The following is a 26,106-nucleotide window of genomic DNA, read 5'->3' on the forward strand; positions in this document are numbered from 1 at the left end:
GCAGAAGTCATATGCGCAGACTTGGGGTAGGATTCAGTCACTGACCCCACCTGCTGAACATGGACTTCACGCATGCGTTTACGTCATATCGAAGTGATTCAGGCGCTCTTGCAGACCGGTCACCTGGGCACTGCCGCCGAATGGCTGCAGTTGCCGGTGGCCGAGGTCGAGGAGCGTTTGCGCGAAGCCGAGAGTCAGTTGGGGTTCATGCTGTTCGCCAGCGTGCGCGGACGCCTGCAATCGACGCCCGAGGCGCGGGCATTGCAGATCGAAATCGCCCATGTCTATGAAGCGCTGGAGCCGGTGCAACGTCTGGCCAGCAGCCTCAAGCAATACCTCGCCCCGCCCTTGCGCATCATCGGCACCCCGCCGCTGGCGCAACAATTACTCCCGCAAAGTCTCGCCGCCCTGCGCCGACGTCTGCCCGATGCACCGTGCAGCCTGCTCAGTGCGCCTACCCGCGATATCGTCCGCAGCCTGTTGTTGCGCGAAAGCGATCTGGGCTTGAGCCTGCACGACCCCGAACACCCCGACATTGATTGCCGGCCATTGGCGCAAGGCAAGCTGCAACTGCTCGCGCCCCACGGCTGGCTGCAACCAAAACAGAAGTACATTTCCCTGCAGGACCTGGCCGGTCAGACCATGGTCGGCCTCGAAGGCCAGGACCCGCTGAGCCCGGCGCTGGAAAACAAGCTGCAGGCACTGCGCCCGGCACCGAGCATCCAGACCCGCGTACAAACCCATCAGATGATGCGCAGCATGGTCGAGGCCGGCGAAGGCCTGGCCATTGTCGATCCGTTCACCGCATTGGGCGCGCGTTCGGCCGGGCTGGATGTCTGCCCGCTGTCGCCAGCGGTGCCGATCAGCCTGTACGCCCTGACCTTCAAGCACGCGGCGCCGTCAGCGGCGATTCAGACCTTGCTCGGCATCGTCACGGAACAAGCCGAGGCGATGCTGTCGAGCTGAGCGGGTTTTCCAGCGGATTATCGAACAATCGGTACCAGAACAACGCCACTTCGGCGGTGTTCGGATCAATGCCGCGATAGCGCAACTGGTCAACGCCGCCAATCACATAACCGCAGCGCTCATACAGCCGACAGGCGCCAAGGTTGTTGTTCTGGGTTTCGAGCATGATCCCCGGCAACTTTTTTTTGCGGCTCCAGAACTGCGCGACATCCAGCAATGCCTTGGCCACACCATGCCGGCGAGCCGGCGCGTGCACCGCCAGCTCATCGATATGCGCAAAGCCATTCCAGTTGGTGCTGATCACCAGATGACCGACCGGCTCATCGTCGAGATACGCCATGAAAATCGCGCTGTCGGCGGCGTTGTGGAAGCTGCTGAACTCCTCGGGATCGATGCCGTAGCACTTGCGGTAAGGCACGATCGGTGTGACCCGCCACTGTTCGACAGGCTGGCCGATCACGGCGGCTCCATAGGCCGCGACTTCGAAACTGAAGTCGCTGCCCCAGATATACGGCGCAAAGCCTTCATCGGCGACACGCACCGACAGCCCTGGGTATTTCGGATTCATGACCGGTTGCATACTCGGGAAAGTCCTCATTCCTTGACGCAATCGACGGTGTATTGCCGTCCACTGCCTTCGTCTTCGTGCTGCAATCCATGCACATCCACGACAAAACCGGGGAAGCTGCTATCGAACGTGCGAGCAAATTTCAGGTAATCAATGATCGAACGGGTCGATTCGGTGAAGCGCTCGCCGGGCATGATCAACGGAATCCCCGGCGGATACGGCACCAGCATGACGGCGGCAATACGTCCCTCCAGCTCATCGATCGGCACCGCCTCGACTTCACCGCGTACCAGATGATCGTAGGCGTGGGCGGGTTTCATGGCGATTTCCGGGAGCACGGTGTACATGCGTTTAAGGTGTTTGGCGGTGGCATTGCTGCGATAACAGGCATGCAACTGATCACACAAATCGCGCAGGCCCATGCCGCGATAACGCGTGGTGTCTTGCTGGGCCACGCACGGCAGGCAACAGTCGAGGCGCACATTAGCATCGTAACTGCGTTTGAATTCGAGCAACTCGGTGAGCAGCGTGCTCCATTTGCCTTTGGTGATGCCCATCGAGAACAGCACCAGGAACGAATACAGCCCGGTTTTTTCCACCACCAGGCCACGTTCCCAGAGGAACTTGCTGACCACCGCCGCCGGAATGCCCTTATCGCTCAGCGCACCGCCGGCATTCAGCCCCGGCATCACCAGCGTGACTTTGATCGGATCGAGTAACACGTAATCGTCGCTCACCTCGCCAAAGCCGTGCCAGTCGGCCTCCGGTTGCAGCAGCCAGTCCTCGGTCTGCACACGGTCGATGCCTTCGACACCCGGCGGCTGCCAGATCGAAAACCACCAGTCATCCGCGGCAATGTGCTGGCGCAGATTGGCCAGCGCGCGGCGAAAACTCAGCGCTTCATCAAAGGTTTCCTGCAACAGCGAACGCCCGGCCGGGCCTTCCATCATCGCCGACGCCACGTCCAGCGAAGCGATGATGCTGTACTGCGGCGAGGTCGAGATGTGCATCATGAACGCTTCATTGAAACGGTCGCGATCAAGTTGCCGCGCACCGCCATCCTGCACATGAATCATCGACGCCTGACTGAACGCGGCGAGCAGTTTGTGCGTGGAATGGGTGGTGAACACCAGCGGGCTGTCTTCACTGCGCGACGTGGCCATGCCGTAGCGCCCGGCGAAAAACTCGTGGAACGCGGCATAGGCGTACCACGCTTCGTCGAAATGCAGGACTTCGACGCTGTTGCCGAGGCTCTGCTTGATCAGTTCAGCGTTGTAGCAGAGGCCGTCGTAGGTTGAATTGGTGACCACCGCCAGTTTGACTTTCGGTGCGCGGCCCTTGGTCAACGGGCTGGCATCGATCTTGGCTTGAATCGACTCGCGGCTGAATTCGCTCAGGGGAATTGGGCCGATGATCCCCAGTTCATTGCGCTCCGGGCACAGGTACAACGGAATGGCGCCGGTCATGATGATCGCGTGCAACACCGACTTGTGACAGTTGCGATCGACCAGCACCAGATCATCGCGCCCGACCATCGAGTGCCAGACAATCTTGTTCGCCGTTGAGGTGCCATTGATCACGAAAAAGGTGTGATCGGCGCCGAAATTGCGTGCCGCGCGCGCTTCGGCTTCGGCGAGCGGCCCGGTGTGATCGAGCAGCGAGCCGAGTTCCGGCACCGACACTGACAAGTCCGAACGCAAGGTATTTTCGCCAAAGAACTGGTGAAACGCCTGCCCCACCGGGCTTTTGTGATACGCCACGCCGCCACCATGGCCGGGGGTGTGCCAGGAATAATTGGAATCGGCGGTGTGCTGCACCAGCGCCTTGAAAAACGGTGGCAGCAAACCATCCAGGTACTTGCGCGCCGCCCGCGCGACTTGCCGGGCCAGAAATGGCACGGTGTCTTCGAACAGATAAAGAATGCCGCGCAGTTGATTAAGCTCGGCCATGGCATCGGCCGGGGCATTTTCCAGAGTGACTTGCTCACCGAGGGCGAAGATCGGCAGATCCGGTGCGCGCACCCGCGCCAGTCCGATCAGTTCAGCCATGTTCTGCAAAAGGTGCGAGTTGGTGCTGGCGTCCTCGGCGGCGATCAGCATGCACGCGAGGCCGTGGTGCGTTGACGCCACCAACCGCCCTTCGGTGTAGTCGATGGCCGAAACGATATTGAAACCTTCCTGCTCCAACTCCCGGGCGATGCCACGGATACGGTCACCGGCGACCGTGTCGGCCTTGATGTCGCGATGGACGATCAACACCGGGAACTTCAAATCTTTGTACATGAGGCTCAGTGTCCTGAGGCGGCAGGTTTGAATCTGCCAATGCACTCAGGGTAGAGGGTTGCAGCGAATGTGGCGAGGGTGGCCAGTTGGCTTCATGTCTGTAAAAGCAAAAGATCGCAGCCTTCGGCAGCTCCTACAGAAGATTACGATCCCCTGTAGGAGCTGCCGAAGGCTGCGATCTTTTGATCTTTTAAACCTGCGCGTCAGCTTCGGCGATCTGCGTCCACATCGCCGGCCCGCCGGCAGACTTGGCAATGATTTCCAGCCGCACCAGATGCGCCGCCAATTCATCCTCAGTCGCGCGAATGATCCGCGCTGGCTGGCGATCCGCCGGCAAACGACGAATCTCGGTTGCCGAGTTGTCCGCGCCATCGCCCGTGCCATTGCCGTCAGACGCATTGCCCGCCAGCGACAGACTGGTCTGGCCGCCGGTCATGGTCAGGTAGACGTCGGCGAGAATCTCCGAGTCAAGCAAGGCGCCGTGCAGTTCACGGCCCGAGTTGTCGACGCCATAACGTTTGCACAACGCATCGAGGCTGTTGCGCTGCCCCGGGTGACGTTCCCGGGCCATCATCAAGGTATCGAGGATCGAGCAGTGCTGGGTGATGTCAGCGCGATCGTGCTGGCCCATCAAAGCGAATTCGTTGTTGATGAAGCCAACGTCGAACGCCGCGTTGTGGATGATCAGCTGCGCGCCCTTGATGAATTCGAAGAACTCATCGGCCACTTCGGCAAACCGTGGTTTGCCAACCAGGAACTCGTTGGTAATACCGTGAACGCCGATGGCGCCTTCATCACTCTCGCGATCCGGTTGCAGGTAAACGTGAAAATGCCGGCCCGTCAGGCGCCGACCAATCAGTTCGACGCAACCGATTTCAATGATCCGGTGACCATCGGTCACCGGCATGCCGGTGGTTTCGGTATCGAGTACAACGGATCTGGTGGCCATCAGTGTTCAGCTCTCAGCGGGTCAATCTTGCAAAAAACGCGGATGTTAACACGCTCGGCGGGGTGTTTCAGTCGGACCGTGTCGCCCCATTCGCGAGCAGGCTCGCTCCCACATTGGAATGCATTCCAATTCAGGGAAGGGACATCAGATCTGGAATGCATTTCCCTGTGGGAGCGAGCCTGCTCGCGAAGGCCGCGCCACGGTGTAACGGCAAAATCAGCTCTGCTTGTAACCGCGCACTTCGTCGACACCACGGTTAGCCAACTGGTCCGCCCGCTCGTTACCGTGATGACCAATGTGCCCACGCACCCACTTCCAGGTGACCTTGTGACGGTTGACCTGCGCGTCCAGCTCTTTCCACAGATCAGCGTTCTTCACCGGTTCCTTCGCGGCAGTTTTCCAGCCGCGCTTCTTCCAGTTGGCCATCCACTCGTTGATGCCTTTCATCACGTATTGCGAGTCGGTCACCAGCAGCACTTCGCACGGCCGCTTCAAGGCTTCGAGGCCGCGAATCGCGCCGAGCAGTTCCATACGGTTGTTGGTGGTATTGGCTTCGCCGCCCCACAGTTCCTTTTCGACGCCCTTGCACACCAGCAAGGCGCCCCAGCCGCCCGGGCCGGGGTTGCCCTTGCAGGCGCCGTCGGTGAACAGCTCTACGGTGTCGACGCTTTCAACGCTTTCGCTCATGCCACTCTATCCAGAATAAATGCCTGCCTCGCCGATCACGGATCGACGATGGCCCGGGCCGGGACAAGCCCGGCCACAAATAAAAGAAGGTTTACGGTTCGATGCGCCGGCGATTGACCTTGGCCATCGGCAGCGGAATCAGCTTGCCCATCGGCTCGCGACGTTCCTGACGCAACGGTCGCAGCCCGACCACAATCTTGCGCGCGACCAATAAATAGAAGCCGCCGCCCGACAGCTGCCAGTCACCCGCCTTGCGTTCCCAGCCGGCCAGACGGGCCTGCCACTTGGCTGACGCGAGCGGCGGACGATAGCACCCGAAGCGGCGTTTCTCCAGCGCGAAGCCCAGCAGATTGAGCCAGTCGGCGACCCGTGACGGTGATATGCAGCGCGCCTGACGCAAGGCGTCGTGAGCAAAAACATGGCGCAAGCCCCAAGTGCTCCACGGGTTGATGCCGATGATCAGCAAATGCCCGCCGGGGCGCACGCTGCTTGCCGCTTCACGGAGCAAACCATGGGGTGACAGGCAGAAATCCAGCCCATGCTGCATCACCACCACGTCGGCGGCGTGCTCGCTCAGCGGCCAGGCCTGCTCTTCGCAGACAATCTCGACACCCGGCAACGGCGCGCCAAGACGCACATTGCGCTGCACTTGCGGCGCTGCCGGCGGGGTTTCGGCCGATGGCCCGTAATGCACCAGATAGCCGCCAAAGAAGCGGCCCAACTCGTCTTCGAGCATGCGCCGCTCTTCATCGAGCAGAAATTGCCCGAGCGGGCCGGACAGCCATTCACGGGCTGCACCGATCAGGGCCAGCCAGTCAGGATCAGCCTGTGCGAACGCTTTATCACTCATCGCATTCTCCAAAGCGCCAGGAACTACTAAGATGCGCCAATGTTTTCCGCTTGGCGAATTCCGACGATGATACAGATCAGTGCCCTGCCCGCGTTCACCGACAACTACATCTGGTTGTTACAGGATCACCGCACCCAGCGCTGCGCGGTGGTCGATCCGGGCGATGCCGCGCCAGTGCAGGCATGGCTCGAAGCGCATCCAGGCTGGGTGTTGAGCGATATCCTGATCACCCACCACCATCATGATCACGTCGGCGGCGTCGAACGCCTGAAAGCGGCGAGCGGCGCGACCGTTTACGGCCCGGCCAGCGAAACCATCCCGGCGCGCGACGTGGCGCTCAAGGACAACGACACGGTCAGCGTGCTCGGCTGGGAGTTCGATGTCTATGCGGTGCCCGGTCACACCTTGGGCCACATTGCCTATTACCACCATGGCCTGCTGTTCTGCGGCGACACCCTGTTCGCTGCCGGTTGCGGCCGTTTGTTCGAAGGCACGCCGGAGCAAATGCACCACTCGCTCAACCGCCTCGCCGCTCTACCGGAAGATACGCTGGTCTACTGCACCCATGAATACACCTTGAGCAATCTGAAGTTTGCCGCCGCGGTCGAGCCGAGCAACCCGGACATCGCCGCCCGTCTGGAAAAAGTCACCCAGCAACGGCAAAACGGCGTAATGACCCTGCCCTCGACCCTGGCCCTGGAAAAGCTCACAAACCCGTTTTTGCGCACCACTGAAACATTAGTTACACAAAAAGTGGACGAACGGGCAGGCGCTCAAAACCGGGCGCCGAGTGAGGTTTTTGCGGCTCTGCGGGCATGGAAAGATAAGTTCTAAGACCCCCATTGCCTGGTACAAAAATTCTGAATGGTTGACCGCAAGGGGTGCGCTTTCTAGAATCGCCCGACATTTTTGCCCGGAACTTACTTCCAGCCAATGTCGTCATCCATACGTAAGTCCGTCAATTCAGACGCATTGACCCGCCTGGCGCAAGCCATCGCGGTGGCTGTGTCCGCCACCTTGGCGGGCTGTTCCAGCCATGCTCCGCAGACTGAAGCGACCCATACGCCGAACATTGCTGCGCGAGCCAAGCAGAAGCCGATCTGGCTGACCGAAAAGCCCAGCCCACAGGTTCCCCAGGACATCTGGGAACGCATGCGCCAGGGCTTTCAGCTGCAGGAAGGTCTCGGCGTCAACCCGCGCATCGAGCAACAGCGCCTGTGGTTCGCCAGCAATCCCTCTTTCCTCGAGAACGCCGGTGAACGCGGCAGTCTCTATATTCACTACATCGTCGAACGTCTTGAAGAACGCAACATGCCGCTGGAACTGGCCCTGTTGCCAGTGATTGAAAGCGCCTACAACCCAATGGCCTATTCCCGGGCCGATGCTGTCGGGCTGTGGCAATTCATTCCGTCCACCGGGCGTTACTTCAATCTGCGTCAGACCCGTTTCTATGATGGCCGTCGCGATATCACCGCCTCGACCACCGCTGCGATGGACTACCTGACCCGTCTGCACGACATGTTCAACGGTGACTGGCTGCTGGCGCTGGCGGCGTACAACGCCGGTGAAGGCACGGTCAGCCGCGCCATCGAGCGTAACGAAAAGCTCGGCCTGCCCACCGACTACTGGAACCTGCCGCTGCCGGCAGAAACCCAGGCCTACGTGCCGAAGCTGCTGGCACTGTCGCAAGTGGTCCTGGCGCCGGAAGCCTACGGGGTCAACCTCAACCCGATCGCCAACGAACCGTACTTCCAGGTCGTCGAAATCAACCAGCGCATGGACCTGTCCAAGGTTGCGGCGGTGGCCAACATCGACGAAGACGAACTGTTCCAGCTCAACCCGGCGTTCAAGCAGCGCACCACCATCGACGGCCCGCAGCATTTGCTGGTGCCGACGTCGAAGGCGCAGTTGCTGACCGCCAGCCTTCAGACCATGCGGCCGGACGAGCTGATCAGCCCGCGTTCGCTGAAGCCAGTGTTCGAAGGCGCCGATCCTTCCGAAGTGGCAAAACTCAAGCGTGCCTATCGCGTGAAGCGTGGCGATAACCTCGGTTCCATCGCCAAGGCCAACAAGGTCGAAGTCAAGGATCTGCAACGCTGGAACAAGCTGACCGGCAAAAACCTCAAGGTCGGCCAGACGCTAGTCATGCAGGACACCACCAAACGCGCGCCGGCTCGCAAGTCCGGCCGGGTCAACACGGTGGTTGCAGCCAACAGCAAGACCAAAGGCAAGGACGACAGCACGCAGCAGACTCAGTACAAGGTCAAACGCGGCGACACGCTGTACGTGGTGGCCAAGCGATTCAACGTTGAGATGCAGCATCTCAAGCGCTGGAACCCGGGTGCGGGCAAGGCACTCAAGCCTGGGCAGATGCTCACGGTTTATCAGCCGCACTGACAGAAGAGCCCCTGAGATTTCGGGGGCTTTTTTTTTGTTTCGGATTTTGTGGCGTGCTTTAGATCGATCCCCCTCACCCCAGCCCTCTCCCCCACGGGGGGCGAGGGGGAAAGGGAGCCGATCGGGGGCTTTTCAAAACGTGCGTTCGACTCGGTATCGCACGTCGGTGCAGCTCTCCCAAACACCACGATCAGTCCCCTCTCCCTCCGGGAGAGGGTTAGGGTGAGGGCCTCTTCGCGCAAACGATTAACCCCGCATTAACCCGCATCTTTTTCCTGCCCAGACAAGCTGTTACTGTACGGCCCACAAAGCCCAAGCCGCCTGGATCGGATCTGACTTGAAGCGTCCCCTCCTCCTGCTCCTGATCAGCCTGGCCTTGAGCTCAACCGCAAGCGCGACGATTACCGAAAGTCACGGTTATGCGCAGTTCGGCACGCTCAAGTACCCGGCCAGATTTACCCACTTCGACTGGGTCAACCCGCAAGCGCCCAAGGGCGGTACGTTGCGGGTGATGGCGTTCGGCACCTTCGATACGGTCAACCCGTACACGTTCAAGGGCACCAGCCCGGTCACCACAGCGAACTTCCTCCAGTACGGCATCAATGAGCTGAACGAACCGTTGATGGTCGGCACCGGCCAGTACTCACCGTCTGGCGACGAACCCGCATCGAGCTACGGCTTGATCGCGCAATCGGTGGAGTACAGCGAAGATCGCAGCTGGGTGGTGTTCAATCTGCGCCCGGAAGCACGTTTTCACGATGGCACGCCAATCACCGCCTACGACGTGGCGTTCTCCTATCGAACGCTGCTCAAGGACGGCCATCCGCTGTATCGCACCGCGCTGCAGGAAGTGCTGCGGGTCGACATCCTCAACAAACAGCGGATTCGCTTCGTACTCAAGCGCTCGGGCAATCCGCTGTTGATCCTGCGCCTCGGTGAACTGCCGGTATTGCCGCAGCATTACTGGAAGGACCGCGACTTCAAAGCCACTACTTTCGAGCCGCCACTGGGCAGCGGGCCGTATCGCATCACCTCGGTGACGCCGGGCCGGCAGCTGATCTTTGAACGGGTCAAGGATTACTGGGGCAAGGACCTGCCAGTCAATCGCGGCAAGTACAACTTCGATCGCATGGAAGTCGAGTTCTACCGCGACAGCGATGTCGCCTTCGAAGCGTTCAAGGCTGGCGAATTCGACATTTACATCGAGCATCAGGCGAAGAACTGGGCCAACGGCTACAACTTCCCGGCCATCCGCCGTGGCGACGTGATCAAGGCGCAGATTCCGCATCAGATCCCGACTCAGAGTCAGGGCCTGTTCATGAACACCCGCCGCGCGACCTTCGCCGATGTGAAGACCCGCGAAGCGCTGGGCCTGATGTTCGATTTCGAGTGGACCAATCGCGCGCTGTTCAGCGATGCCTACAAGCGCACCACCAGTTACTACCCCAACAGTGAATTCACAACCTCCGGCCTGCCGGTCGGGGGTGAGTGGCTGATGCTCAAGCCGTACAAGGATCAACTACCGGCCAAACTGTTCACCGAGCCGTTCACCCTGCCAAAAACCGACGGTCGCGGCATCCCCCGGGAAACCATGCGCAAGGCACTGGCGCTGCTCGCCGAGGCCGGCTGGAAACTCAACGGCCAACGCCTGCAAAACGCTAACGGCCAACCGCTGCGGTTTGAGCTGCTGCTGGTCAATCCGAACCTTGAGCGCCTCTACCAGCCCTACATCGAGAACCTCAACAGCATCGGCATCGACGCGCGACTGCGCACCGTGGATCGCGCCCAATACAAACAGCGCCTCGATCAATTTGATTTCGACATGATCTCGATGACGCTCAACCAGACCCTTAGCCCGGGCCTTGAGCAGTGGCAGTACTTCCACTCCAGTCAGGTGAACGTCAAGGGCAGCAAGAATTACGCCGGCATCGCCAATCCGGTGGTCGATCACCTGCTCGAACAATTGCTCGCCGCGCGCACCCGCGACGAACAGGTCGCCGCCGGCAAGGCGCTCGACCGCGTGCTGCTCTGGCAGCACTACAGCATTCCCAACTGGTACCTCAATTATCACCGTCTGGCCTACCGCAACCGGTTGGCCTTCGTCACTACGCCGCCCTACACCCTGGGCCTGAGCGCGTGGTGGCTGAAGTCTTCGGAGAAAGATCAATGAAACCGATCCGCGCCCTGCTCGTCCAGGCCAGCGGCTTGTTGTTCGCCGGGCTGGCCTGTGCCGCCCCGCAACACGCCGTGACCCTGTACAACGAGCCGCCGAAATACCCGGCCGATTTCAAGCATTTTGATTATGTGGATCCCGACGCGCCCAAGGGTGGCGTGTTCCGTCAGGCCGGGTTCGGCGGCTTCGACAGCCTCAACCCGTTTATCAGCAAAGGCGTGCCGGCCGATGATGTCGGGCAGATCTACGACACCCTGACCAAACACAGCCTCGACGAGCCGTTCACCGAATACGGCCTGATCGCCGGCAAAATCGAAAAAGCCCCGGACAACAGCTGGGTGCGCTTCTACCTGCGCCCCGAAGCGCGCTTCCATGACGGTCACCCGGTGCGCGCCGACGACGTGGTGTTCAGCTTCAACACGCTGACCAAGGAAGGCTCGCCGATGTTTCGCGGCTACTACAGCGACGTCTCCGAAGTGATCGCCGAAGACCCGCTGAAAGTGCTGTTCAAGTTCAAGCACAGCAACAATCGCGAACTGCCGTTGATCCTTGGCCAATTGCCGGTGCTGCCGAAACACTGGTGGGCCGATCGCGATTTCAACAAAGGCAACCTGGAAATTCCGCTCGGTAGCGGCCCGTACAAGGTCGCCGAAGTAAAGGCCGGGCGCTCGGTGCGCTACGAGCGGGTCAAGGATTACTGGGGCAAGGACTTGCCGGTCAACCGTGGCTTCTACAATTTCGACACGATGACCACCGATTACTACCGCGACAACACCGTCGCCCTCGAAGCCTTGAAGGCCGGGCAGTTCGATTACTGGCTGGAGATGACTGCAAAGAACTGGGCCAACGCCTACAACATCCCGGCAGTCACCGAGGGCCGACTGATCAAGGAACAGATCGCCAACAGCAACCCGACCGGCATGCAGGGTTTCGTCTTCAACCTGCGCCGCCCGGTGTTTCAGGATGTGCGCGTGCGTCAGGCGCTCGGGCTGCTGTTCGATTTCGAATGGACCAACAAACAACTGTTCAACGGTGCCTACTTCCGCACCCGCAGCTATTTCGAGAACTCGGAAATGGCCGCCACCGGTCTGCCCGACGCCGATCAACGGGCGATCCTCGAGCCGTTTCGCAGCAAGTTGCCGGCGCAAGTGTTCAGCGAAGCCTTCGAAAATCCCAAGACCGACGCCAGCGGCATGATCCGCACCCAGCAACGCGAGGCCTACCAACTGCTGCAAGAGGCCGGCTGGAAGATCGTCGACGACAAAATGGTCGACTCTACGGGCAAACCGGTGGTCATCGAGTTCCTCCTCGCGCAGACCGAATTCGAACGGGTTCTGCTGCCGTTCAAGCGCAACCTCAGCGATCTCGGCATCGATCTGGTAATCCGCCGCGTCGACGTTTCGCAATACATCAACCGCGTGCGTTCGCGGGATTTCGACATGATGGTCGGCAGTTTCCCGCAGTCCAACTCGCCGGGTAACGAGCAGCGCGAATACTGGATGAGCGCTGCCGCCGACAAGGCCAGCAGTCGTAACACCATGGGCCTGAAGGACCCGATCGTCGATCAATTGGTGGAAAACCTGATCAATGCCGATTCGCGCATAAGCCTGGTGGCCCACGCCCGTGCGCTGGATCGCGTATTGCAGTGGGGCTTTTACGTGGTCCCCAACTGGCACATCAAGACCTGGCGCGTGGCTTACTGGAATCACATCGGCCATCCAAAGGTCTCACCGAAATACGACATCGGCATCAACACCTGGTGGGTCAAGCCTGACGCGAAACCTGCGGTAGAAGTCGAAACCAAACTGCAAGCCGACCCTGCGGGCACGGAGTAATCAGATGCTGGCGTATATTTTTCGGCGACTGCTGCTGATCATCCCGACCCTGTTCGGCATTCTGCTGATCAACTTCGTGATCATCCAGGCCGCACCCGGCGGCCCGGTGGAGCAGATGATCGCCAAGCTCGAAGGCTTCGAAGGCGCCACCAGCCGCATTGCCGGCGGCGGTGCCGAGGTGTCGGTGGCCGGTTCATCGTATCGCGGCGCGCAGGGTCTGGATCCGGCGCTGATCAAGGAAATCGAGCACATGTACGGGTTCGACAAATCGGCCCCGGAACGTCTGTGGATCATGGTCAAGAACTACGCGACGCTGGATTTCGGCGACAGTTTTTTCCGCGACGCCAAGGTCATCGACCTGATCAAGGAAAAGATGCCGGTGTCGATCTCGCTGGGGCTGTGGAGCACGCTGATCATGTACCTGGTGTCGATCCCGCTGGGGATCGCCAAGGCCACGCGGCACGGCAGCCACTTCGACGTCTGGACCAGTTCAGCGATCATCGTCGGCTATGCGATCCCGGCGTTTCTCTTTGCGATCCTGCTGATCGTGGTGTTTGCCGGTGGCAGTTATCTCGACTGGTTCCCGTTGCGCGGGCTGACCTCGAACAACTTCGATGAGCTGAGTTTCGGCGGCAAGATCCTCGATTACTTCTGGCACCTCGCGCTGCCGGTGACCGCACTGGTGATCGGCAATTTCGCGACCATGACCCTGCTGACCAAAAACAGCTTCCTCGACGAAATCAACAAACAATACGTGGTTACCGCCAAAGCCAAAGGCCTGACCCGCCATCGCGTGCTCTACGGCCACGTGTTCCGCAACGCCATGCTGCTGGTGATTGCCGGTTTCCCGTCGGCGTTCATCGGCATCTTCTTCACAGGATCCTTGCTGGTGGAAGTGATCTTCTCCCTCGACGGCCTCGGCCTGATGAGTTTCGAGGCGGCGATCAACCGCGATTACCCGGTGGTGTTCGGCACCCTGTTCATCTTCACCCTGCTCGGGCTGGTGGTGAAGCTGATCGGCGACCTCACCTACACCCTGGTCGATCCGCGCATCGACTTCGAAAGCCGGGAGCATTGAGATGAACCTGTCCCCTCTCAACCGCCGCCGCTTCGAACTGTTCAAGGCCAACAAGCGTGGCTGGTGGTCGCTGTGGCTGTTTCTGATCCTGTTCGGCGCCAGCCTCGGCGCCGAGCTGATCGCCAACGACAAGCCGCTGGTCGTGCATTACGACAACAACTGGTACTTCCCGGCGATCAAGCGCTACCCGGAAACCGCCTTCGGCGGCGAATTCCCGCTCGAAGCCAACTACAAGAGCCCGTACATCCGCGAACTGCTCAAGGCCAAGGATGCGTGGGTGTTGTGGGCGCCGATTCCTTACAGCTACCAAAGCATCAACTACGACCTGAAAGTCCCGGCGCCGGCGCCACCGTCGGCGGACAATTTGCTCGGGACTGACGATCAGGGCCGCGATGTGCTGGCGCGGGTGATTTACGGCTTCCGCATTTCCGTGCTGTTCGCGCTGACGCTGACCATGTTGAGTTCCATCATCGGTGTGATTGCCGGTGCTTTGCAGGGTTTCTATGGCGGCTGGGTCGATCTGGCCGGGCAGCGTTTCCTGGAAATCTGGTCGGGTTTGCCAGTGCTGTACCTGCTGATCATTCTCGCCAGTTTCGTCCAGCCGAATTTCTGGTGGCTGCTGGGGATCATGCTGCTGTTCTCGTGGATGAGCCTGGTCGACGTGGTGCGCGCCGAGTTCCTCCGTGGCCGCAACCTCGAATACGTACGCGCGGCGCGGGCGCTGGGCATGCAGAACGGCGCGATCATGTTTCGCCACATCCTGCCCAACGCGATGGTCTCGACCATGACCTTCATGCCGTTCATCCTCACCGGCGCCATCGGCACCCTCACCGCTTTGGACTTCCTCGGTTTCGGCTTGCCGGCCGGCAGTCCATCGCTGGGTGAACTGGTCGCCCAGGGCAAATCCAACCTGCAAGCGCCGTGGCTGGGCATGAGTGCCTTCGCCGTGCTGGCGTTGATGTTGAGTTTGCTGGTGTTTATCGGCGAGTCCGCTCGCGATGCCTTCGACCCGAGGAAGTGAAATGAATCAGGACAATCTGATCGAAGTGCGTGACCTCGCCGTCGAATTCGGTTTCGGCGAGCGCGTGCACCGGGTCGTCGAAGGCGTGAGTTTCGACATCAAGCGCGGCGAAACCCTGGCGCTGGTCGGCGAATCCGGTTCGGGCAAATCGGTGACTGCGCACTCAATCCTGCGCCTGCTGCCCTACCCGATGGCCCGCCATCCGGCCGGCAGCATCAACTATGCCGGGCAAAACCTGCTGGGCCTGAGTGAAAAAACCATCCGCCATATTCGTGGCAACCGCATCGCGATGATCTTTCAGGAGCCGATGACCTCGCTGAACCCGCTGCACTCAATCGAGAAGCAGATCAACGAAGTGCTCGGCATCCACAAGGGCCTGACCGGCAAAGTCGCGACCAAACGCACGCTGGAACTGCTGGAAATGGTTGGCATCCCCGAGCCGCACAAGCGCCTCAAGGCCCTGCCCCACGAACTCTCTGGCGGCCAGCGCCAACGGGTGATGATCGCCATGGCCCTGGCCAACGAGCCGGAATTGTTGATTGCCGATGAGCCGACCACCGCTTTGGATGTGACCGTTCAGCTGAAAATCCTCGATTTGCTCAAGGAATTACAGGCCAGATTGGGCATGTCGCTGTTACTGATCAGTCACGATTTGAACCTGGTGCGAAGAATTGCGCATCGCGTATGTGTCATGCAGCGCGGTTGCATCGTCGAACAGGCATCGTGCGAAGAGCTGTTCCGTTCGCCGCAGCATCCGTACACTCGGGAATTGCTCGGCGCGGAGCCCAGCGGAGGCCCGGCGAGCAATAAAATCGGCGCGCCGCTGCTTGAGGTCGAGGACCTGAAAGTCTGGTTCCCGATCAAGAAAGGCCTGCTCAAACGCACGGTGGATCACGTCAAGGCAGTGGACGGCATCAATTTCAGCCTGCCTCAGGGTCAGACGCTGGGGATTGTCGGGGAAAGTGGTTCCGGCAAATCCACGCTGGGTCTGGCGATTTTGCGGCTGATCGGCAGCAAAGGCGCGATCCGCTTTGAAGGCAAGCAGCTAGACTGCCTGACGCAGAACGAGGTTCGCCCGTTGCGACGGGAGATGCAGGTGGTGTTTCAGGACCCGTTTGGCAGCCTGAGCCCGCGCATGTGTGTCAGCGACATCGTTGGCGAAGGCCTGCGGATTCACAAGATGGGCACCGCTGAGGAGCAACAGGCGGCGATTATTGCGGCATTGAAGGAGGTAGGTCTGGATCCGGAAACCCGGCACCGCTACCCCCACGAATTTTCCGGTGGGCAACGGCAGCGAATCGCCATTGCCCGGGCTTTGGTGCTGAAACCGGCGCTGATCCTGCTGGACGAGCCGACTTCAGCGCTCGACCGGACGGTGCAGCGGCAAGTGGTGGAGCTGTTGCGTTCACTGCAAGCCAAGTACAACCTGACGTATTTGTTTATCAGCCATGACCTGGCTGTCGTCAAAGCGCTGAGCCACCAGTTGATGGTGGTCAAGCATGGCCAAGTGGTCGAACAGGGAGACGCGCAAAGTATTTTTGCCGCCCCCCAACATCCGTATACACAGCAGTTGCTGGAAGCCGCTTTTTTGGCACCAGCCACTGCGCAATAACCTGAAAGAGGAGCAACACATGGGTTTTCTCGCCGGTAAGCGCGTACTGATCGTCGGTGTCGCCAGCAAGCTGTCCATCGCATCCGGCATCGCTGCCGCCATGCATCGCGAGGGCGCTGAGCTTGCCTTCACTTATCAGAACGACAAACTGAAAGGTCGTGTTGAAGAATTCGCCCAAGGCTGGGGTTCGAGCCCTGAGCTGTGCTTCCCGTGCGACGTGGCCAGCGATGAAGAAATCGCCAAGGTCTTCGAAGCACTGAGCAAGAAGTGGGACGGCCTGGATTGCATCGTCCACTCCGTTGGTTTCGCCCCGGGCGACCAACTGGACGGCGACTTCACCGAAGCCACCACCCGTGACGGTTTCCGCATCGCTCACGACATCAGCGCCTACAGCTTCGTGGCCCTGGCCAAAGCCGGCCGCGAAATGATGAAAGGCCGTAACGGCAGCCTGCTGACCCTGTCGTACCTGGGCGCCGAGCGCACCATGCCTAACTACAACGTGATGGGCATGGCCAAGGCTTCGCTGGAAGCTGGCGTGCGTTACCTGGCCGGCTCCCTGGGCCCGGACGGCACCCGCGTCAACTGCGTATCGGCTGGCCCGATCCGTACCTTGGCAGCGTCGGGCATCAAGAACTTCCGCAAGATGCTGGCCGCCAACGAAGCGCAAACCCCGCTGCGTCGCAACGTCACCATCGACGAAGTCGGCAACGCCGGCGCCTTCCTGTGCTCCGACCTGGCGTCGGGCATCAGCGGCGAAATCATGTACGTCGACGGCGGCTTCAACACCACCGCCATGGGCAACATCGAAGAGTGATCTTCGCTTAGCCGATAAAAACCCGCCGATCCGGCGGGTTTTTTTATGCCTGCAACGCTGTTCCCTGTGGGAGCGAGCCTGCTCGCGAAAGCGGTGTGTCAGTCACCGGAGATAATGCCTGTGCCGGCCTCTTCGCGAGCAAGCTCGCTCCCACATGGATTTGTGGTGAACCGGGATTTTGAGGACACCCGCCCCCCCCCTGTAGGAGTGAGCCTGCTCGCGATAGCGCTGGGTCAGCCAATGAAGATGTTGAATGGCCGGACGCCATCGCTGGCAAGCCAGCTCCCACAGGGATCTGCAGTGAACCGGGACTTTGTGAACACCCGAGAAACCTGTGGGAGCTGCGGTGCGACGATTCGACTTGCCAGCGATGAGGCCCGAACTAACAACGCTTCAGGGCCTGCTTGTGCGCATACATCGCGCCATCGGCATCCGCCAACAGTCGATCCACGGTCTCATGGCGTTTGGCGTCGTATTCAATCTGCCCGACGCTGAAGCGAATCGCATACCCCCGGTGCAACGTGGCATTGCGCTCTTCGAGAATTTCCTTGAGCCGCGCCATGATTGCCGTGGTTTCGATGTGGCTTGAGCCGGTCAACAGCGCGACAAATTCATCGCCGCCCAAGCGTCCGACCACATCGCTTTCGCGAAAGGCAATGCGCAGCACATCGGCGAAGGTCTTCAGCGCACTGTCGCCCTCGGCATGGCCATAAAGATCGTTGATCTGCTTGAAGTCATTCAGATCAAAAAACAGCAAGGTTGCCGGGCGCTCCAGCCGTGCGCACGCATCGAGTGCATGCTGGGCCAGTTGTTTGAAGCCGCGACGGTTGGACAGCAGCGTCAGCTCGTCCATGCTCGCCATCTGCACGGCCGTCAGCTCTTGCTCGGCCATTTCCGCCAGATCGCGCAACAGCGCGCGCTCTTCATCATCGAGATCACGGGGTTTGGTGTCGATCAGGCACAGCGTGCCCATCTTGTTGCCGTTGGGCACGGTCAAAGGGTAGCCGGCATAGAAGCGGATATTTGGCGCGCCGGTGACCAGCGGATTGTCATGAAAACGTACGTCCTCCCTGGCGTCGGGCACCAGCAGCAGGTCGTTCTGAAGTATCGCGTGGCCGCAGAACGAAACATCCCTCGGCGTTTCAGTGGCATCAAGGCCCACACAGGACTTGAACCACTGCCGATCCTTATCGACCAGTGTCACCAGTGCAATCGGCACGTTGAACAGGCGCTTGGCCAACCGCGTCAGCCGATCGAAACGTTCCTCCGGTGCCGAATCGAGAAGATCGAGGCCGTGCAACACCTGAATCCGCGCAGCTTCATTGGCGGGTTTTCCTGGAACCAGCATTCGCACACTCCATTGTCATCAATGCACTTGAGCGTAGCGCAAATCAGCGAGGCTTCACCCCGTCAGATCCCCGCCACCGGACACGGCCCGCCGGCATCGGCCCACAGCTTGAACTGCGCGACAAAAATATCGTGCGGCACTGGCACCGGCGCGCGCCCTGCCCCGGGGTTCCAGCCCCAGAGCACCAGTTTGTCTTCGCTGACGTGTTTGAGCAGTGCGGCAAAGTCGCGATCGCCGTTGCTGGAGCGGTCCTTGATCATCGCGCAGAGCTTGTCCGGCGGCAGGCCGATCCAGGCCATTTTGTGTGACGCCGGCGGCAGGCTCCAGTGCGGCGCCCCCGGTGGCGCATGCGGGCCGTAACTGGCAGGTGGATTGTTTTCGGCGTGACAGGTGGCGCAGGGCAAACCGGCGGCGCCCTTGCCGTCCATGCCGCGCACCACGTTCATGGCGTGGGGAACGCCGGCGTCGAACTGCAACGGTGAATCGCCGGGAATGTGGCAGTTCTGGCAGCGCGGGCTCTGGAACACTTTCTGTACCGTGCCGAACGCCTTCAGCGCTTCCTGATCATCGGCGAAAAGGTCCGAGGCATAACCGCCCAGCCCCAACAGAATCACGGTGCCCAACACTAGATGTCGTTTCATCTCACACCCCCGACAGTTGCAACGGCAATTCGCGCAGGCGTTGCCCGGTCAGGGCGAACACCGCGTTGGCCACCGCCGGCGCGGTCGGCGGCACACCGGCCTCGCCGATACCACCGGGCTTGTCGCTGCTCGGCACGATGTGCACCTCGACCACCGGCATCTCGTTGAGCCGCAACACCTGATAATCGTGATAGTTGGACTGCACCACCGCGCCGTTCTTGAGCGTCAGTTTGCTGTGCAGCGCCATGCCCAGACCGAAAGTGATGCACGACTCCATCTGCGCGGCGATGCTTTGCGGATTCACCGCAATCCCGCAATCCACGGCGCAAACCACGCGGTGCACGCGAATCTTCAGATTGTCCTGTGACACCTCGGCGACCTGCGCCACGTAACTGCCGAATGACTCATGCACCGCCACGCCCAGCGCATGGCCGTCCGGCAACGGGGCTTTCCAATTGGCCTTTTCCACCGCCAGATTGAGCACACCGAGATGCCGAGGATGATCCTTGAGCAAGGTTCGTCGGTATTCGACCGGATCCTTGCCCGCCGCCGTGGCCATTTCATCGATCAGCGATTCCATGACAAAACCGGTGTGACTATGGCCCACCGAGCGCAGCCACAACACATTGATGCCGGTTTGCGGCGAATGCAGATCGACTTGGTGATTGGCCAGGCCCTCGATGTAAGGGCTGTCGGAGACACCTTCGACCGACGTTGCGTCAACGCCGTTCTTGACCATGGTTTTTTCCAGCATCGTCCCGGCCATGATCGACTGTCCGACCAGCACGTGTTGCCAGCTCGACGGCATACCATCGGCGCCCAGACCGATCTTCGCTTGATGCAGGAACATCGAACGGTAATAACCGCCACGGATATCGTCTTCGCGCGACCACACGGTTTTCACCGGCATCGCAGCGGCTTTCGCCACTTGCACCGCTTCGGCGACAAAGTCAGAAGTCGGATTGGCCCGGCGACCAAATCCACCGCCCAAAAACTCAGTGTGGATTTCGACCTGCTCGGGTTTCAGCCCGGTGATCTTTCCCGCGACCATTTGATCGAGCGTCTGGAATTGGGTGCCGGTCCAGATCTCGCATTTTTCCGCGCTGATCTTCACCGTACAGTTGAGCGGTTCCATCGGCGCGTGGGCCAGATACGGCACGCTGTATTCAACGTCGATTTTCTTCGTCGCCTTGCCGAAACTGCCCTTGGCATCGCCGGCCTGACTCGCTGATATACCTTGTGTCGCGGCCAGTTTGCGGAAGCTCGCCAACAGTTGTTCGCTGCTCAAGTCCGCATGCGGGCCAAGATCCCAATCAATCTTCAGCACATCGCGGCCCAGCTTCGCCGCCCAATAATGATCGGCAATCACCGCCACGCCGGTCGGCACTTGCACCACCTTGTGCACGCCCGGCACCGCCAACGCTTCAGCGCCTTCGAAGGATTTAACGCTGGCGCCGAATACCGGTGGGCGCGCGACCATCGCGGTCATCAAGCCTTCAAACTGCACGTCCATGCCGAACCTGGCGCGACCGGTGATTTTCTCCGGGGTATCGAGGCGTTTGGTCGGTTTGCCAATGACTTTCCAGTCCTTGGCTTCCTTGAACGTAATCGACTTCGGATCCGGTACCGGCAGTTGCCCGGCGGCATCCGCCAACTCGCCGTAAGTCGCACGTTTATCGCCAGCAATCACCACACCGGATTCGGTGCGAATCGCCGATGGCGCCACTTCAAAGCGTTTCGCCGCCGCCTCCACCAGCATCTGCCGAGCGGTCGCGCCGGCCAGGCGATAACGGTCAAACTCCATCCACGTCGACGTCGAACCACCGGTAATCTGCATGCCGCCAAACCCCGGCATGCCGTAATCCGCCGCCGACGCTGGCGAGTGCTCGACGCGGATCTTCGACCAGTCCGCGTCCAGTTCCTCGGCGATCAACATGGTCAGCCCGGTCCAGATGCCCTGGCCCATCTCTGAATGGCCGAGCAACACGGTGACGCTGTTGTCTGCCGCAATGCGCAAGAACGCATTCGGCGCGAAAACCTTGCCTTCATTTTCCGCTGCATAGGCAAACTTGTGGCCGCCGGGGACGACAAACGCCACCACCAGGCCGCCGCCCAACACGGCACTGCCCTTGAGAAAACCCCGACGCGATACAGGACTGTTCATCGTCTATCTCCCCGCAAAATCAGCCGATTTCCGAAGCACGCTTCACCGCTGCGCGAATTCGCGGATAGGTGCCGCAACGGCAGATATTGCCGGAAAGCGCCTGATCGATATCGCTGTCGGTGGGTTTGGGGATTTTTGCCAGCAAGGCGGCGGCCGACATGATCTGCCCCGACTGGCAGTAACCGCATTGCACCACGTCGAGTTCGGCCCAGGCTTGTTGCACCGGGTGCGAACCGTCGGTGGACAGGCCTTCGATGGTGAGGATTTTCTGGCCGTGGGCCACGGCGGTTGCGGGCGTGATGCAGGCGCGGAGCGGCGCGCCGTCAACGTGCACGGTGCAGGCCCCGCACTGGGCCATGCCGCAGCCGAATTTGGTACCGGTCAGGTGCGCGACATCGCGCAGGACCCAGAGCAACGGCATGTCCGCAGGGACATCGAGCTCCTGATCCTTGCCATTGATATTCAAGGTCAGCATCGGGGAAATTCCTCAGACTCACGGTGTTCTGAAGGGGCGCCGCTGTGGCCATCAATGCCTACGCGCGCCTCGGCTTATCCCTTTCAGCAAAGCCTAATTTGCGCGTGAAGCCAGACGTTGCGACCACCGGTCATGCAGATGTCGACTTTAATCCTACAGTTGATAACGGCTCGCACTGAGCCTGCGCAGCAGAAATCCATCATGAGCAAAACCGGTCCGCGCCTGCCGCGCGGGTTACCTATCACATTGGTCTGGAGTCGCGAACATGGGATTTGTCACCACCAAAGACGGCGTCGAGATTTTCTACAAAGACTGGGGCCCGAAAGACGCGCCGGTGATCCACTTCCACCACGGCTGGCCGCTCAGTTCGGACGATTGGGATGCGCAGATGCTGTTCTTCCTCGGCAAGGGCTTTCGGGTGATTGCCCATGATCGGCGTGGGCACGGGCGTTCGAGCCAGGTCTGGGACGGGCACGATATGGACCATTACGCCGACGATGCGCTGGCGGTGGTCAATCATTTGGGCTTGAAGAATGTCGTGCACGTCGGCCACTCGACCGGGGGCGGTGAGGTCATTCATTACATCGCCCGGCATGGCCAGGACAACGTCGCCAAAGGTGTGCTGATCAGCGCGGTGCCGCCGCTGATGGTGCAGACCGAGAGCAATCCGGGCGGGCTGCCGAAGTCGGTGTTCGATGATTTTCAGGCGCAACTGGCGGCGAATCGCGCGCAGTTTTATCGGGATATTCCGACCGGGCCGTTTTATGGCTACAACCGGCCGGGTGCCACGCCATCGGAAGGGATCATTGCCAACTGGTGGCGTCAGGGCATGATCGGTGGGGCGAAGGCGCATTACGACGGGATCGTGGCGTTTTCGCAGACGGATTTTACTGAGGATTTGAAGAAGGTCACCGTGCCGGTGCTGGTGATGCACGGCGAAGATGATCAGATTGTGCCGTATGCGGATTCGGGGCCGTTGTCGGCCAAGTTGCTGCCTAATGGCACGTTGAAATCGTATCCGGGGTTTCCGCATGGGATGCCTACGACGGAGGCCGAAACGATTAACGCGGATCTGTTGGCCTTTATTCGCGGCTGAGATCATTGGCAGCCGTACACATCCCCCCTGTGGGAGCGAGCCTGCTCGCGAATGCGATCTGTCAGTTGAACTTGAGCTGAATGACCCACCGCTTTCGCGAGCAGGCTCGCTCCCACAAGGGGGATGTGATTGGGCTCACGTCCATCATTCCTCTGTGCGTCCCGTGCTTTCACGATCACGCTCGTAGTGGTGAGCCAGTGGAAGCACCGGCAGCCACGCCTCGCGGCGAATGGTCCAGAGTTCGTAGGTGGGTTTGAACTGATTCGGCTCATCGAGTGACCCGACGTTGACCTCCACTTCATCTGCCGAATGCGTGAAAACCGGTGAGCCGCAGCGCGGACAGAAAAAGCGCCCGTTGTAGTCGCGGGTTTCGCCAGTGACCTCCAACGCATCCTCAGGAAATATGGCCGAGGTACCGAACAGCGCGCCGTGGCGTTTGCGACAGTCGAGGCAGTGGCAGATGCCGACTCGGTAGGGCTGGCCTGTCACTTCGAAACGGACATCGCCGCACAGGCAGCCGCCAGTCAATCGATTCATATGACACCTCCTCTGCTCGACTGCAAATTACAGATCGTCCAAATCGGAAAAGGCAATCCTGCCCAGCGTCCAAGGCTCAACAATCTGGCAATGCACATTGCGCAGGAATGAGCCCCACTCGCTTCGGTTATGGGCATCCGGGCCGGTGACCGTCAGTAACAGATATTCATCCCGAAACGCGTCATAGGCATAGATCAGCCAAAAGTCATTATCAGCGTCGTCAACCAATACAGTGCGGTAATACTGACGATTTATTTTTGCCCATCGAGCTTGCAGTGACGAAGTACTGGCAAGGTGGATATGGTGCATATCGGTCAGATCGAGTCGTTCGTCACGCCCGAAAATCCCGGGTAATTCACCGCACACCTTGTAGTTATAAAAATGTGCAGCGAAGTTTTGCCAGTTAGTGATTTTTTCAAAAAGCGCAGAAATCTTGATGGCTGGCATTCAGGCCTACTTTGTAATAGGTAGCCTGCCAGTGATCACAAATTTATCGAACACTTTCTGCCCATCACGCGCGGCTTGCCGAACATCAAGGAATGTCAGCTCATCACGAACTTCCTTTTTGTCAGGTTTGTCGGTCTTTCTGGTGGTGGCCATCGGAGCCTCCGAAGGATGTGTATTCATGCTGACCAGCTTAAGTGATTAAGTTTTGACCGGCAAACGATAGGATCTTGTTTCAAGGCAGACAAGTCGGCGGATTCTTGCAGATATGTAGGTCATTACACCCAAAATTGTAGTCCGTAAAACTCCTGAATTTAGATCTCATTGCTCGGCAATGCCCATTGGTAAACATCATCCGGTTATCACGTTTAAAGCACACAAACCGTTACGCCATCCTCCCTACAACACCTTGCGCCGTTACCTACGCGTACGCCAGAATCCGCCGGCTTACACGGCTATGGGCCGGGCTATATCGTTTGCCTGTCACTGCAAAACAGTGATCGGGTTTGGTAGCCCGTCTGTAATAGCCGTGTGACAACATCCTGTGCTGTCTCTTTGTGGAGCTCAGTTCAATGGTAGTCATGCGTGGGGCTCACTCGTGAGCGCCGGGTTCCTATTGCAGCCGGTCTACCAACCCGCGTATGGCCACCACCCACTCGTTTGGTAGCGAGAGTGATGGCTCCTTAAACTGCGATAGGAGTTTCATCCATGTTCAAAATCACGCCCAACCCACCGATCACCGATCCAATCCCTCACGACCCCGCGCTTAACCCGCAAAAGGTCAAAGAAGCCACCGACCGCGCCCTCGACTACTACCTGCGACCCGAAGCACTGGGCGCTCCACCAAGCTCGCCCCCGTTTCGCCCGGTCTATCTGGTCGACCCCACGCTGGATGAAGAAACCCTGTTGGTCGAAGCCTGTGAGTCGCTTTCCTACGCCCACTCCATGGCCGGTAACATCGCCAACTCGATAGGCGGCCCGGAGCGCAAACCGCTGCTGGCGCTGCAACAGGTGATCATGCTGAACGAGCTGTTGGTCAACCGACTGCTGGACAAGCTGCGCATCCCGCAGTAGTCAACAGACGGACTGAGTGAGGGGTCACACCCTCACTTTCGCTTTGCCGCCTCCCGCAGATTGATGAGCAGAACTCATCAAGCCATCCCGATTTATCCGTCTAGTCCCCACCAGTCACCTCGCTTAGTCTTTCCCCCACGCCCAATGGGAGATCGACATGCACAAGCGCACACTCGGCATCCGTTCACTCGAAGTATCCGCCCTCGGCTTTGGCTGCATGGGCCTGAGCCGTGGTTATGGCCCGACCACGGATACCCAGAGAATCGCAGAACCACAGTGGACGGAGCCTTTCACGATGGCCACTGACACACGCAGCAGCGCTGCCCTCCCCGCACTCATGGCGCTCTGCCTGAGCGTTGGCGCGATGTTCAGCCTTACCACCCAAGCAGCCGAGGCACCGAAATCCATGACCACCCCGCAAACCACCGGACAAGCCCTTTCGAGCAAACAACAGACGATTCCACTGATAGCTGCGTTCATGGCGACCAGCGACATGCCCAACCTCAACGCGGCCCTCAACCAAGGACTGGACGCTGGCCTGACGATCAGCGAAACCCGGGAAATTCTCGTGCAGCTCTACGCCTATGTGGGCTTCCCGCGCAGCCTCAATGCCTTGAATGAGCTCATGACCGTGGTGCAGGCGCGCCAACAACGCGGCATCGAAGATGCGCCAGGGCGTGAGCCGAGCCAGGCGATTCCAGTCGGGGATGAACTGCTGGCCGCCGGCACCGCGAATCAAACGAAAATCTCGGGCGCTCCGGTCAAAGGCCCGGTGTTCGAGTTCGCCCCAGTGATTAACCAGTTTTTGCAAACCCACCTGTTCGGCGACATCTTCGAGCGCGACAACCTCGACTGGCAAAGCCGTGAACTGGCCACTGTCGGAGCGCTGGCAGCGACGCCGGGCGTGGAACCGCAACTGCGCGCGCATATGGCGGCAAGCTTGCGCGTCGGGCTCAGCGCGGCACAGTTGGGCGAGGTCACTAAGCAGTTGAAAAAACACGAGGATGCGCAGACTGCCGAACGTGCGAATGCAGCGCTCAAGGAGGTTTTGGCGGCTTCGAAAAAATGACCTGAAAATGGACCTGATATCGATGT

24 protein-coding genes are annotated in these 26,106 nt (G+C 59.9%); 12 read left to right on the forward strand and 12 right to left on the reverse strand.

Features of this window, described 5'->3' with window-relative positions; translation table 11 throughout:
- Positions 1–72: 72 nt before the first annotated feature.
- Positions 73–966 (forward strand): LysR family transcriptional regulator, encoded by an 894-nt coding sequence (locus tag U6037_RS16990; protein WP_322843839.1) that lies wholly within the window; start codon positions 73–75, stop codon positions 964–966.
- Here U6037_RS16990 and U6037_RS16995 read toward each other — a convergent pair.
- The 5 genes from U6037_RS16995 to U6037_RS17015 all read right to left on the reverse strand — a co-directional run bounded on the left by U6037_RS16995 (position 932) and on the right by U6037_RS17015 (position 6,302).
- Positions 932–1,546 (reverse strand): GNAT family N-acetyltransferase, encoded by a 615-nt coding sequence (locus U6037_RS16995; protein WP_322843840.1) that lies wholly within the window; start codon positions 1,544–1,546, stop codon positions 932–934. The genes U6037_RS16990 and U6037_RS16995 overlap by 35 nt on opposite strands.
- A 14-nt stretch (positions 1,547–1,560) precedes the next feature.
- Positions 1,561–3,816 carry an Orn/Lys/Arg decarboxylase N-terminal domain-containing protein gene (locus U6037_RS17000; protein ID WP_322843841.1) on the reverse strand — a complete coding sequence of 752 codons (2,256 nt, stop codon included), beginning with the start codon at positions 3,814–3,816 and terminating at the stop codon, positions 1,561–1,563.
- A 190-nt stretch (positions 3,817–4,006) separates the two neighbouring features.
- Positions 4,007–4,765 carry a DNA polymerase III subunit epsilon gene (gene dnaQ / locus U6037_RS17005; RefSeq protein ID WP_322843842.1) on the reverse strand — a complete coding sequence of 253 codons (759 nt, stop codon included), beginning with the start codon at positions 4,763–4,765 and terminating at the stop codon, positions 4,007–4,009.
- Positions 4,766–4,981: 216 nt separating this feature from the next.
- Complete coding sequence (gene rnhA / locus U6037_RS17010) at positions 4,982–5,452, reverse strand: ribonuclease HI (protein ID WP_322843843.1); 471 nt, start codon at positions 5,450–5,452, stop codon at positions 4,982–4,984.
- Positions 5,453–5,543: 91 nt separating this feature from the next.
- Positions 5,544–6,302, reverse strand: coding sequence for a class I SAM-dependent methyltransferase (locus U6037_RS17015; RefSeq protein WP_016987126.1), 759 nt, complete (start codon positions 6,300–6,302; stop codon positions 5,544–5,546).
- A gap of 66 nt (positions 6,303–6,368) precedes the next feature.
- Here U6037_RS17015 and gloB point away from each other — a divergent pair, with 66 nt between their 5' ends.
- The 8 genes from gloB (at position 6,369) to fabI (ending at position 17,232) form a co-directional block, all read left to right on the forward strand.
- Positions 6,369–7,136 carry a hydroxyacylglutathione hydrolase gene (gene gloB / locus U6037_RS17020; protein WP_322843844.1) on the forward strand — a complete coding sequence of 256 codons (768 nt, stop codon included), beginning with the start codon at positions 6,369–6,371 and terminating at the stop codon, positions 7,134–7,136.
- 99 nt (positions 7,137–7,235) lie between these two features.
- Positions 7,236–8,699, forward strand: coding sequence for a transglycosylase SLT domain-containing protein (locus U6037_RS17025; RefSeq protein WP_322843845.1), 1,464 nt, complete (start codon positions 7,236–7,238; stop codon positions 8,697–8,699).
- Between the two features lie 337 nt (positions 8,700–9,036).
- Entirely contained in the window at positions 9,037–10,869 is a 1,833-nt protein-coding gene (locus tag U6037_RS17030; protein ID WP_322843846.1) for an extracellular solute-binding protein, read from the forward strand.
- Entirely contained in the window at positions 10,866–12,707 is a 1,842-nt protein-coding gene (locus U6037_RS17035; RefSeq protein ID WP_322843847.1) for an extracellular solute-binding protein, read from the forward strand. Before U6037_RS17030 ends, U6037_RS17035 begins: the two co-directional genes overlap by 4 nt.
- 4 nt (positions 12,708–12,711) lie before the next feature.
- The gene (locus U6037_RS17040; protein ID WP_016987121.1) at positions 12,712–13,785 is read left to right on the forward strand and encodes a microcin C ABC transporter permease YejB; all 1,074 of its coding nucleotides are present in this window, start codon (positions 12,712–12,714) and stop codon (positions 13,783–13,785) included.
- A 1-nt stretch (position 13,786) separates the two neighbouring features.
- Positions 13,787–14,806, forward strand: coding sequence for an ABC transporter permease (locus U6037_RS17045; protein WP_322843848.1), 1,020 nt, complete (start codon positions 13,787–13,789; stop codon positions 14,804–14,806).
- A gap of 1 nt (position 14,807) precedes the next feature.
- Complete coding sequence (locus tag U6037_RS17050) at positions 14,808–16,418, forward strand: ABC transporter ATP-binding protein (protein ID WP_150650479.1); 1,611 nt, start codon at positions 14,808–14,810, stop codon at positions 16,416–16,418.
- Positions 16,419–16,437: 19 nt separating this feature from the next.
- Positions 16,438–17,232 (forward strand): enoyl-ACP reductase FabI, encoded by a 795-nt coding sequence (fabI, locus tag U6037_RS17055; protein ID WP_007910591.1) that lies wholly within the window; start codon positions 16,438–16,440, stop codon positions 17,230–17,232.
- 382 nt (positions 17,233–17,614) lie between these two features.
- On the opposite strand, the gene U6037_RS17060 is transcribed toward fabI, so the two are convergent.
- The 4 genes from U6037_RS17060 to U6037_RS17075 form a co-directional block, all read right to left on the reverse strand.
- Positions 17,615–18,580: a sensor domain-containing diguanylate cyclase gene (locus tag U6037_RS17060; RefSeq protein WP_322843849.1), complete on the reverse strand. Its 966-nt coding sequence runs from the start codon at positions 18,578–18,580 to the stop codon at positions 17,615–17,617.
- Positions 18,581–18,642: 62 nt separating this feature from the next.
- The gene (locus U6037_RS17065) at positions 18,643–19,221 is read right to left on the reverse strand and encodes a hypothetical protein (protein ID WP_322843850.1); all 579 of its coding nucleotides are present in this window, start codon (positions 19,219–19,221) and stop codon (positions 18,643–18,645) included.
- A 1-nt stretch (position 19,222) separates the two neighbouring features.
- Complete coding sequence (locus U6037_RS17070) at positions 19,223–21,385, reverse strand: xanthine dehydrogenase family protein molybdopterin-binding subunit (protein ID WP_322843851.1); 2,163 nt, start codon at positions 21,383–21,385, stop codon at positions 19,223–19,225.
- Between the two features lie 19 nt (positions 21,386–21,404).
- Entirely contained in the window at positions 21,405–21,860 is a 456-nt protein-coding gene (locus U6037_RS17075; RefSeq protein ID WP_003224136.1) for a (2Fe-2S)-binding protein, read from the reverse strand.
- A 265-nt stretch (positions 21,861–22,125) separates the two neighbouring features.
- On the opposite strand from U6037_RS17075, the gene U6037_RS17080 reads away from it, so the two are divergent.
- Positions 22,126–22,956, forward strand: a complete 831-nt coding sequence (locus U6037_RS17080) for an alpha/beta hydrolase (protein ID WP_322843852.1) — start codon at positions 22,126–22,128, stop codon at positions 22,954–22,956.
- A 144-nt stretch (positions 22,957–23,100) separates the two neighbouring features.
- Here U6037_RS17080 and U6037_RS17085 read toward each other — a convergent pair whose 3' ends face one another.
- The 3 genes from U6037_RS17085 to U6037_RS17095 are packed head-to-tail and all read right to left on the reverse strand — an operon-like array spanning position 23,101 to position 24,093.
- The gene (locus U6037_RS17085; RefSeq protein WP_322843853.1) at positions 23,101–23,493 is read right to left on the reverse strand and encodes a GFA family protein; all 393 of its coding nucleotides are present in this window, start codon (positions 23,491–23,493) and stop codon (positions 23,101–23,103) included.
- A 27-nt stretch (positions 23,494–23,520) separates the two neighbouring features.
- Positions 23,521–23,940: a type II toxin-antitoxin system YafO family toxin gene (locus tag U6037_RS17090; RefSeq protein ID WP_322843854.1), complete on the reverse strand. Its 420-nt coding sequence runs from the start codon at positions 23,938–23,940 to the stop codon at positions 23,521–23,523.
- 6 nt (positions 23,941–23,946) lie between these two features.
- Positions 23,947–24,093: a hypothetical protein gene (locus U6037_RS17095; protein ID WP_162835975.1), complete on the reverse strand. Its 147-nt coding sequence runs from the start codon at positions 24,091–24,093 to the stop codon at positions 23,947–23,949.
- A 552-nt stretch (positions 24,094–24,645) separates the two neighbouring features.
- Here U6037_RS17095 and U6037_RS17100 point away from each other — a divergent pair.
- Both U6037_RS17100 and U6037_RS17105 read left to right on the forward strand, forming a co-directional pair.
- Positions 24,646–25,011 (forward strand): DUF6124 family protein, encoded by a 366-nt coding sequence (locus U6037_RS17100; protein WP_322843855.1) that lies wholly within the window; start codon positions 24,646–24,648, stop codon positions 25,009–25,011.
- 157 nt (positions 25,012–25,168) lie between these two features.
- Entirely contained in the window at positions 25,169–26,080 is a 912-nt protein-coding gene (locus U6037_RS17105; protein ID WP_322843856.1) for a carboxymuconolactone decarboxylase family protein, read from the forward strand.
- Positions 26,081–26,106 lie beyond the last annotated feature (26 nt).

The organism is Pseudomonas sp. B33.4, from assembly GCF_034555375.1.
Lineage (GTDB): Bacteria > Pseudomonadota > Gammaproteobacteria > Pseudomonadales > Pseudomonadaceae > Aquipseudomonas.

Coding starts and splice junctions, on each gene's coding strand:
- U6037_RS17050 (WP_150650479.1), top strand. CDS start 14,808: ATGAATCAGGACAATCTGATCGAAGTGCGTGACCTCGCCGTCGAATTC.
- U6037_RS17015 (WP_016987126.1), bottom strand. CDS start 6,302: ATGAGTGATAAAGCGTTCGCACAGGCTGATCCTGACTGGCTGGCCCTG.
- U6037_RS17035 (WP_322843847.1), top strand. CDS start 10,866: ATGAAACCGATCCGCGCCCTGCTCGTCCAGGCCAGCGGCTTGTTGTTC.
- U6037_RS17040 (WP_016987121.1), top strand. CDS start 12,712: ATGCTGGCGTATATTTTTCGGCGACTGCTGCTGATCATCCCGACCCTG.
- U6037_RS17025 (WP_322843845.1), top strand. CDS start 7,236: ATGTCGTCATCCATACGTAAGTCCGTCAATTCAGACGCATTGACCCGC.
- U6037_RS17105 (WP_322843856.1), top strand. CDS start 25,169: ATGCACAAGCGCACACTCGGCATCCGTTCACTCGAAGTATCCGCCCTC.
- dnaQ (WP_322843842.1), bottom strand. CDS start 4,765: ATGGCCACCAGATCCGTTGTACTCGATACCGAAACCACCGGCATGCCG.
- U6037_RS17090 (WP_322843854.1), bottom strand. CDS start 23,940: ATGCCAGCCATCAAGATTTCTGCGCTTTTTGAAAAAATCACTAACTGG.
- U6037_RS17070 (WP_322843851.1), bottom strand. CDS start 21,385: ATGAACAGTCCTGTATCGCGTCGGGGTTTTCTCAAGGGCAGTGCCGTG.
- U6037_RS17085 (WP_322843853.1), bottom strand. CDS start 23,493: ATGAATCGATTGACTGGCGGCTGCCTGTGCGGCGATGTCCGTTTCGAA.
- U6037_RS17095 (WP_162835975.1), bottom strand. CDS start 24,093: ATGGCCACCACCAGAAAGACCGACAAACCTGACAAAAAGGAAGTTCGT.
- U6037_RS17060 (WP_322843849.1), bottom strand. CDS start 18,580: ATGCTGGTTCCAGGAAAACCCGCCAATGAAGCTGCGCGGATTCAGGTG.
- U6037_RS17065 (WP_322843850.1), bottom strand. CDS start 19,221: ATGAAACGACATCTAGTGTTGGGCACCGTGATTCTGTTGGGGCTGGGC.
- U6037_RS17100 (WP_322843855.1), top strand. CDS start 24,646: ATGTTCAAAATCACGCCCAACCCACCGATCACCGATCCAATCCCTCAC.
- U6037_RS17045 (WP_322843848.1), top strand. CDS start 13,787: ATGAACCTGTCCCCTCTCAACCGCCGCCGCTTCGAACTGTTCAAGGCC.
- rnhA (WP_322843843.1), bottom strand. CDS start 5,452: ATGAGCGAAAGCGTTGAAAGCGTCGACACCGTAGAGCTGTTCACCGAC.
- U6037_RS16990 (WP_322843839.1), top strand. CDS start 73: ATGCGTTTACGTCATATCGAAGTGATTCAGGCGCTCTTGCAGACCGGT.
- gloB (WP_322843844.1), top strand. CDS start 6,369: ATGATACAGATCAGTGCCCTGCCCGCGTTCACCGACAACTACATCTGG.
- U6037_RS17000 (WP_322843841.1), bottom strand. CDS start 3,816: ATGTACAAAGATTTGAAGTTCCCGGTGTTGATCGTCCATCGCGACATC.
- U6037_RS16995 (WP_322843840.1), bottom strand. CDS start 1,546: ATGCAACCGGTCATGAATCCGAAATACCCAGGGCTGTCGGTGCGTGTC.
- fabI (WP_007910591.1), top strand. CDS start 16,438: ATGGGTTTTCTCGCCGGTAAGCGCGTACTGATCGTCGGTGTCGCCAGC.
- U6037_RS17075 (WP_003224136.1), bottom strand. CDS start 21,860: ATGCTGACCTTGAATATCAATGGCAAGGATCAGGAGCTCGATGTCCCT.
- U6037_RS17080 (WP_322843852.1), top strand. CDS start 22,126: ATGGGATTTGTCACCACCAAAGACGGCGTCGAGATTTTCTACAAAGAC.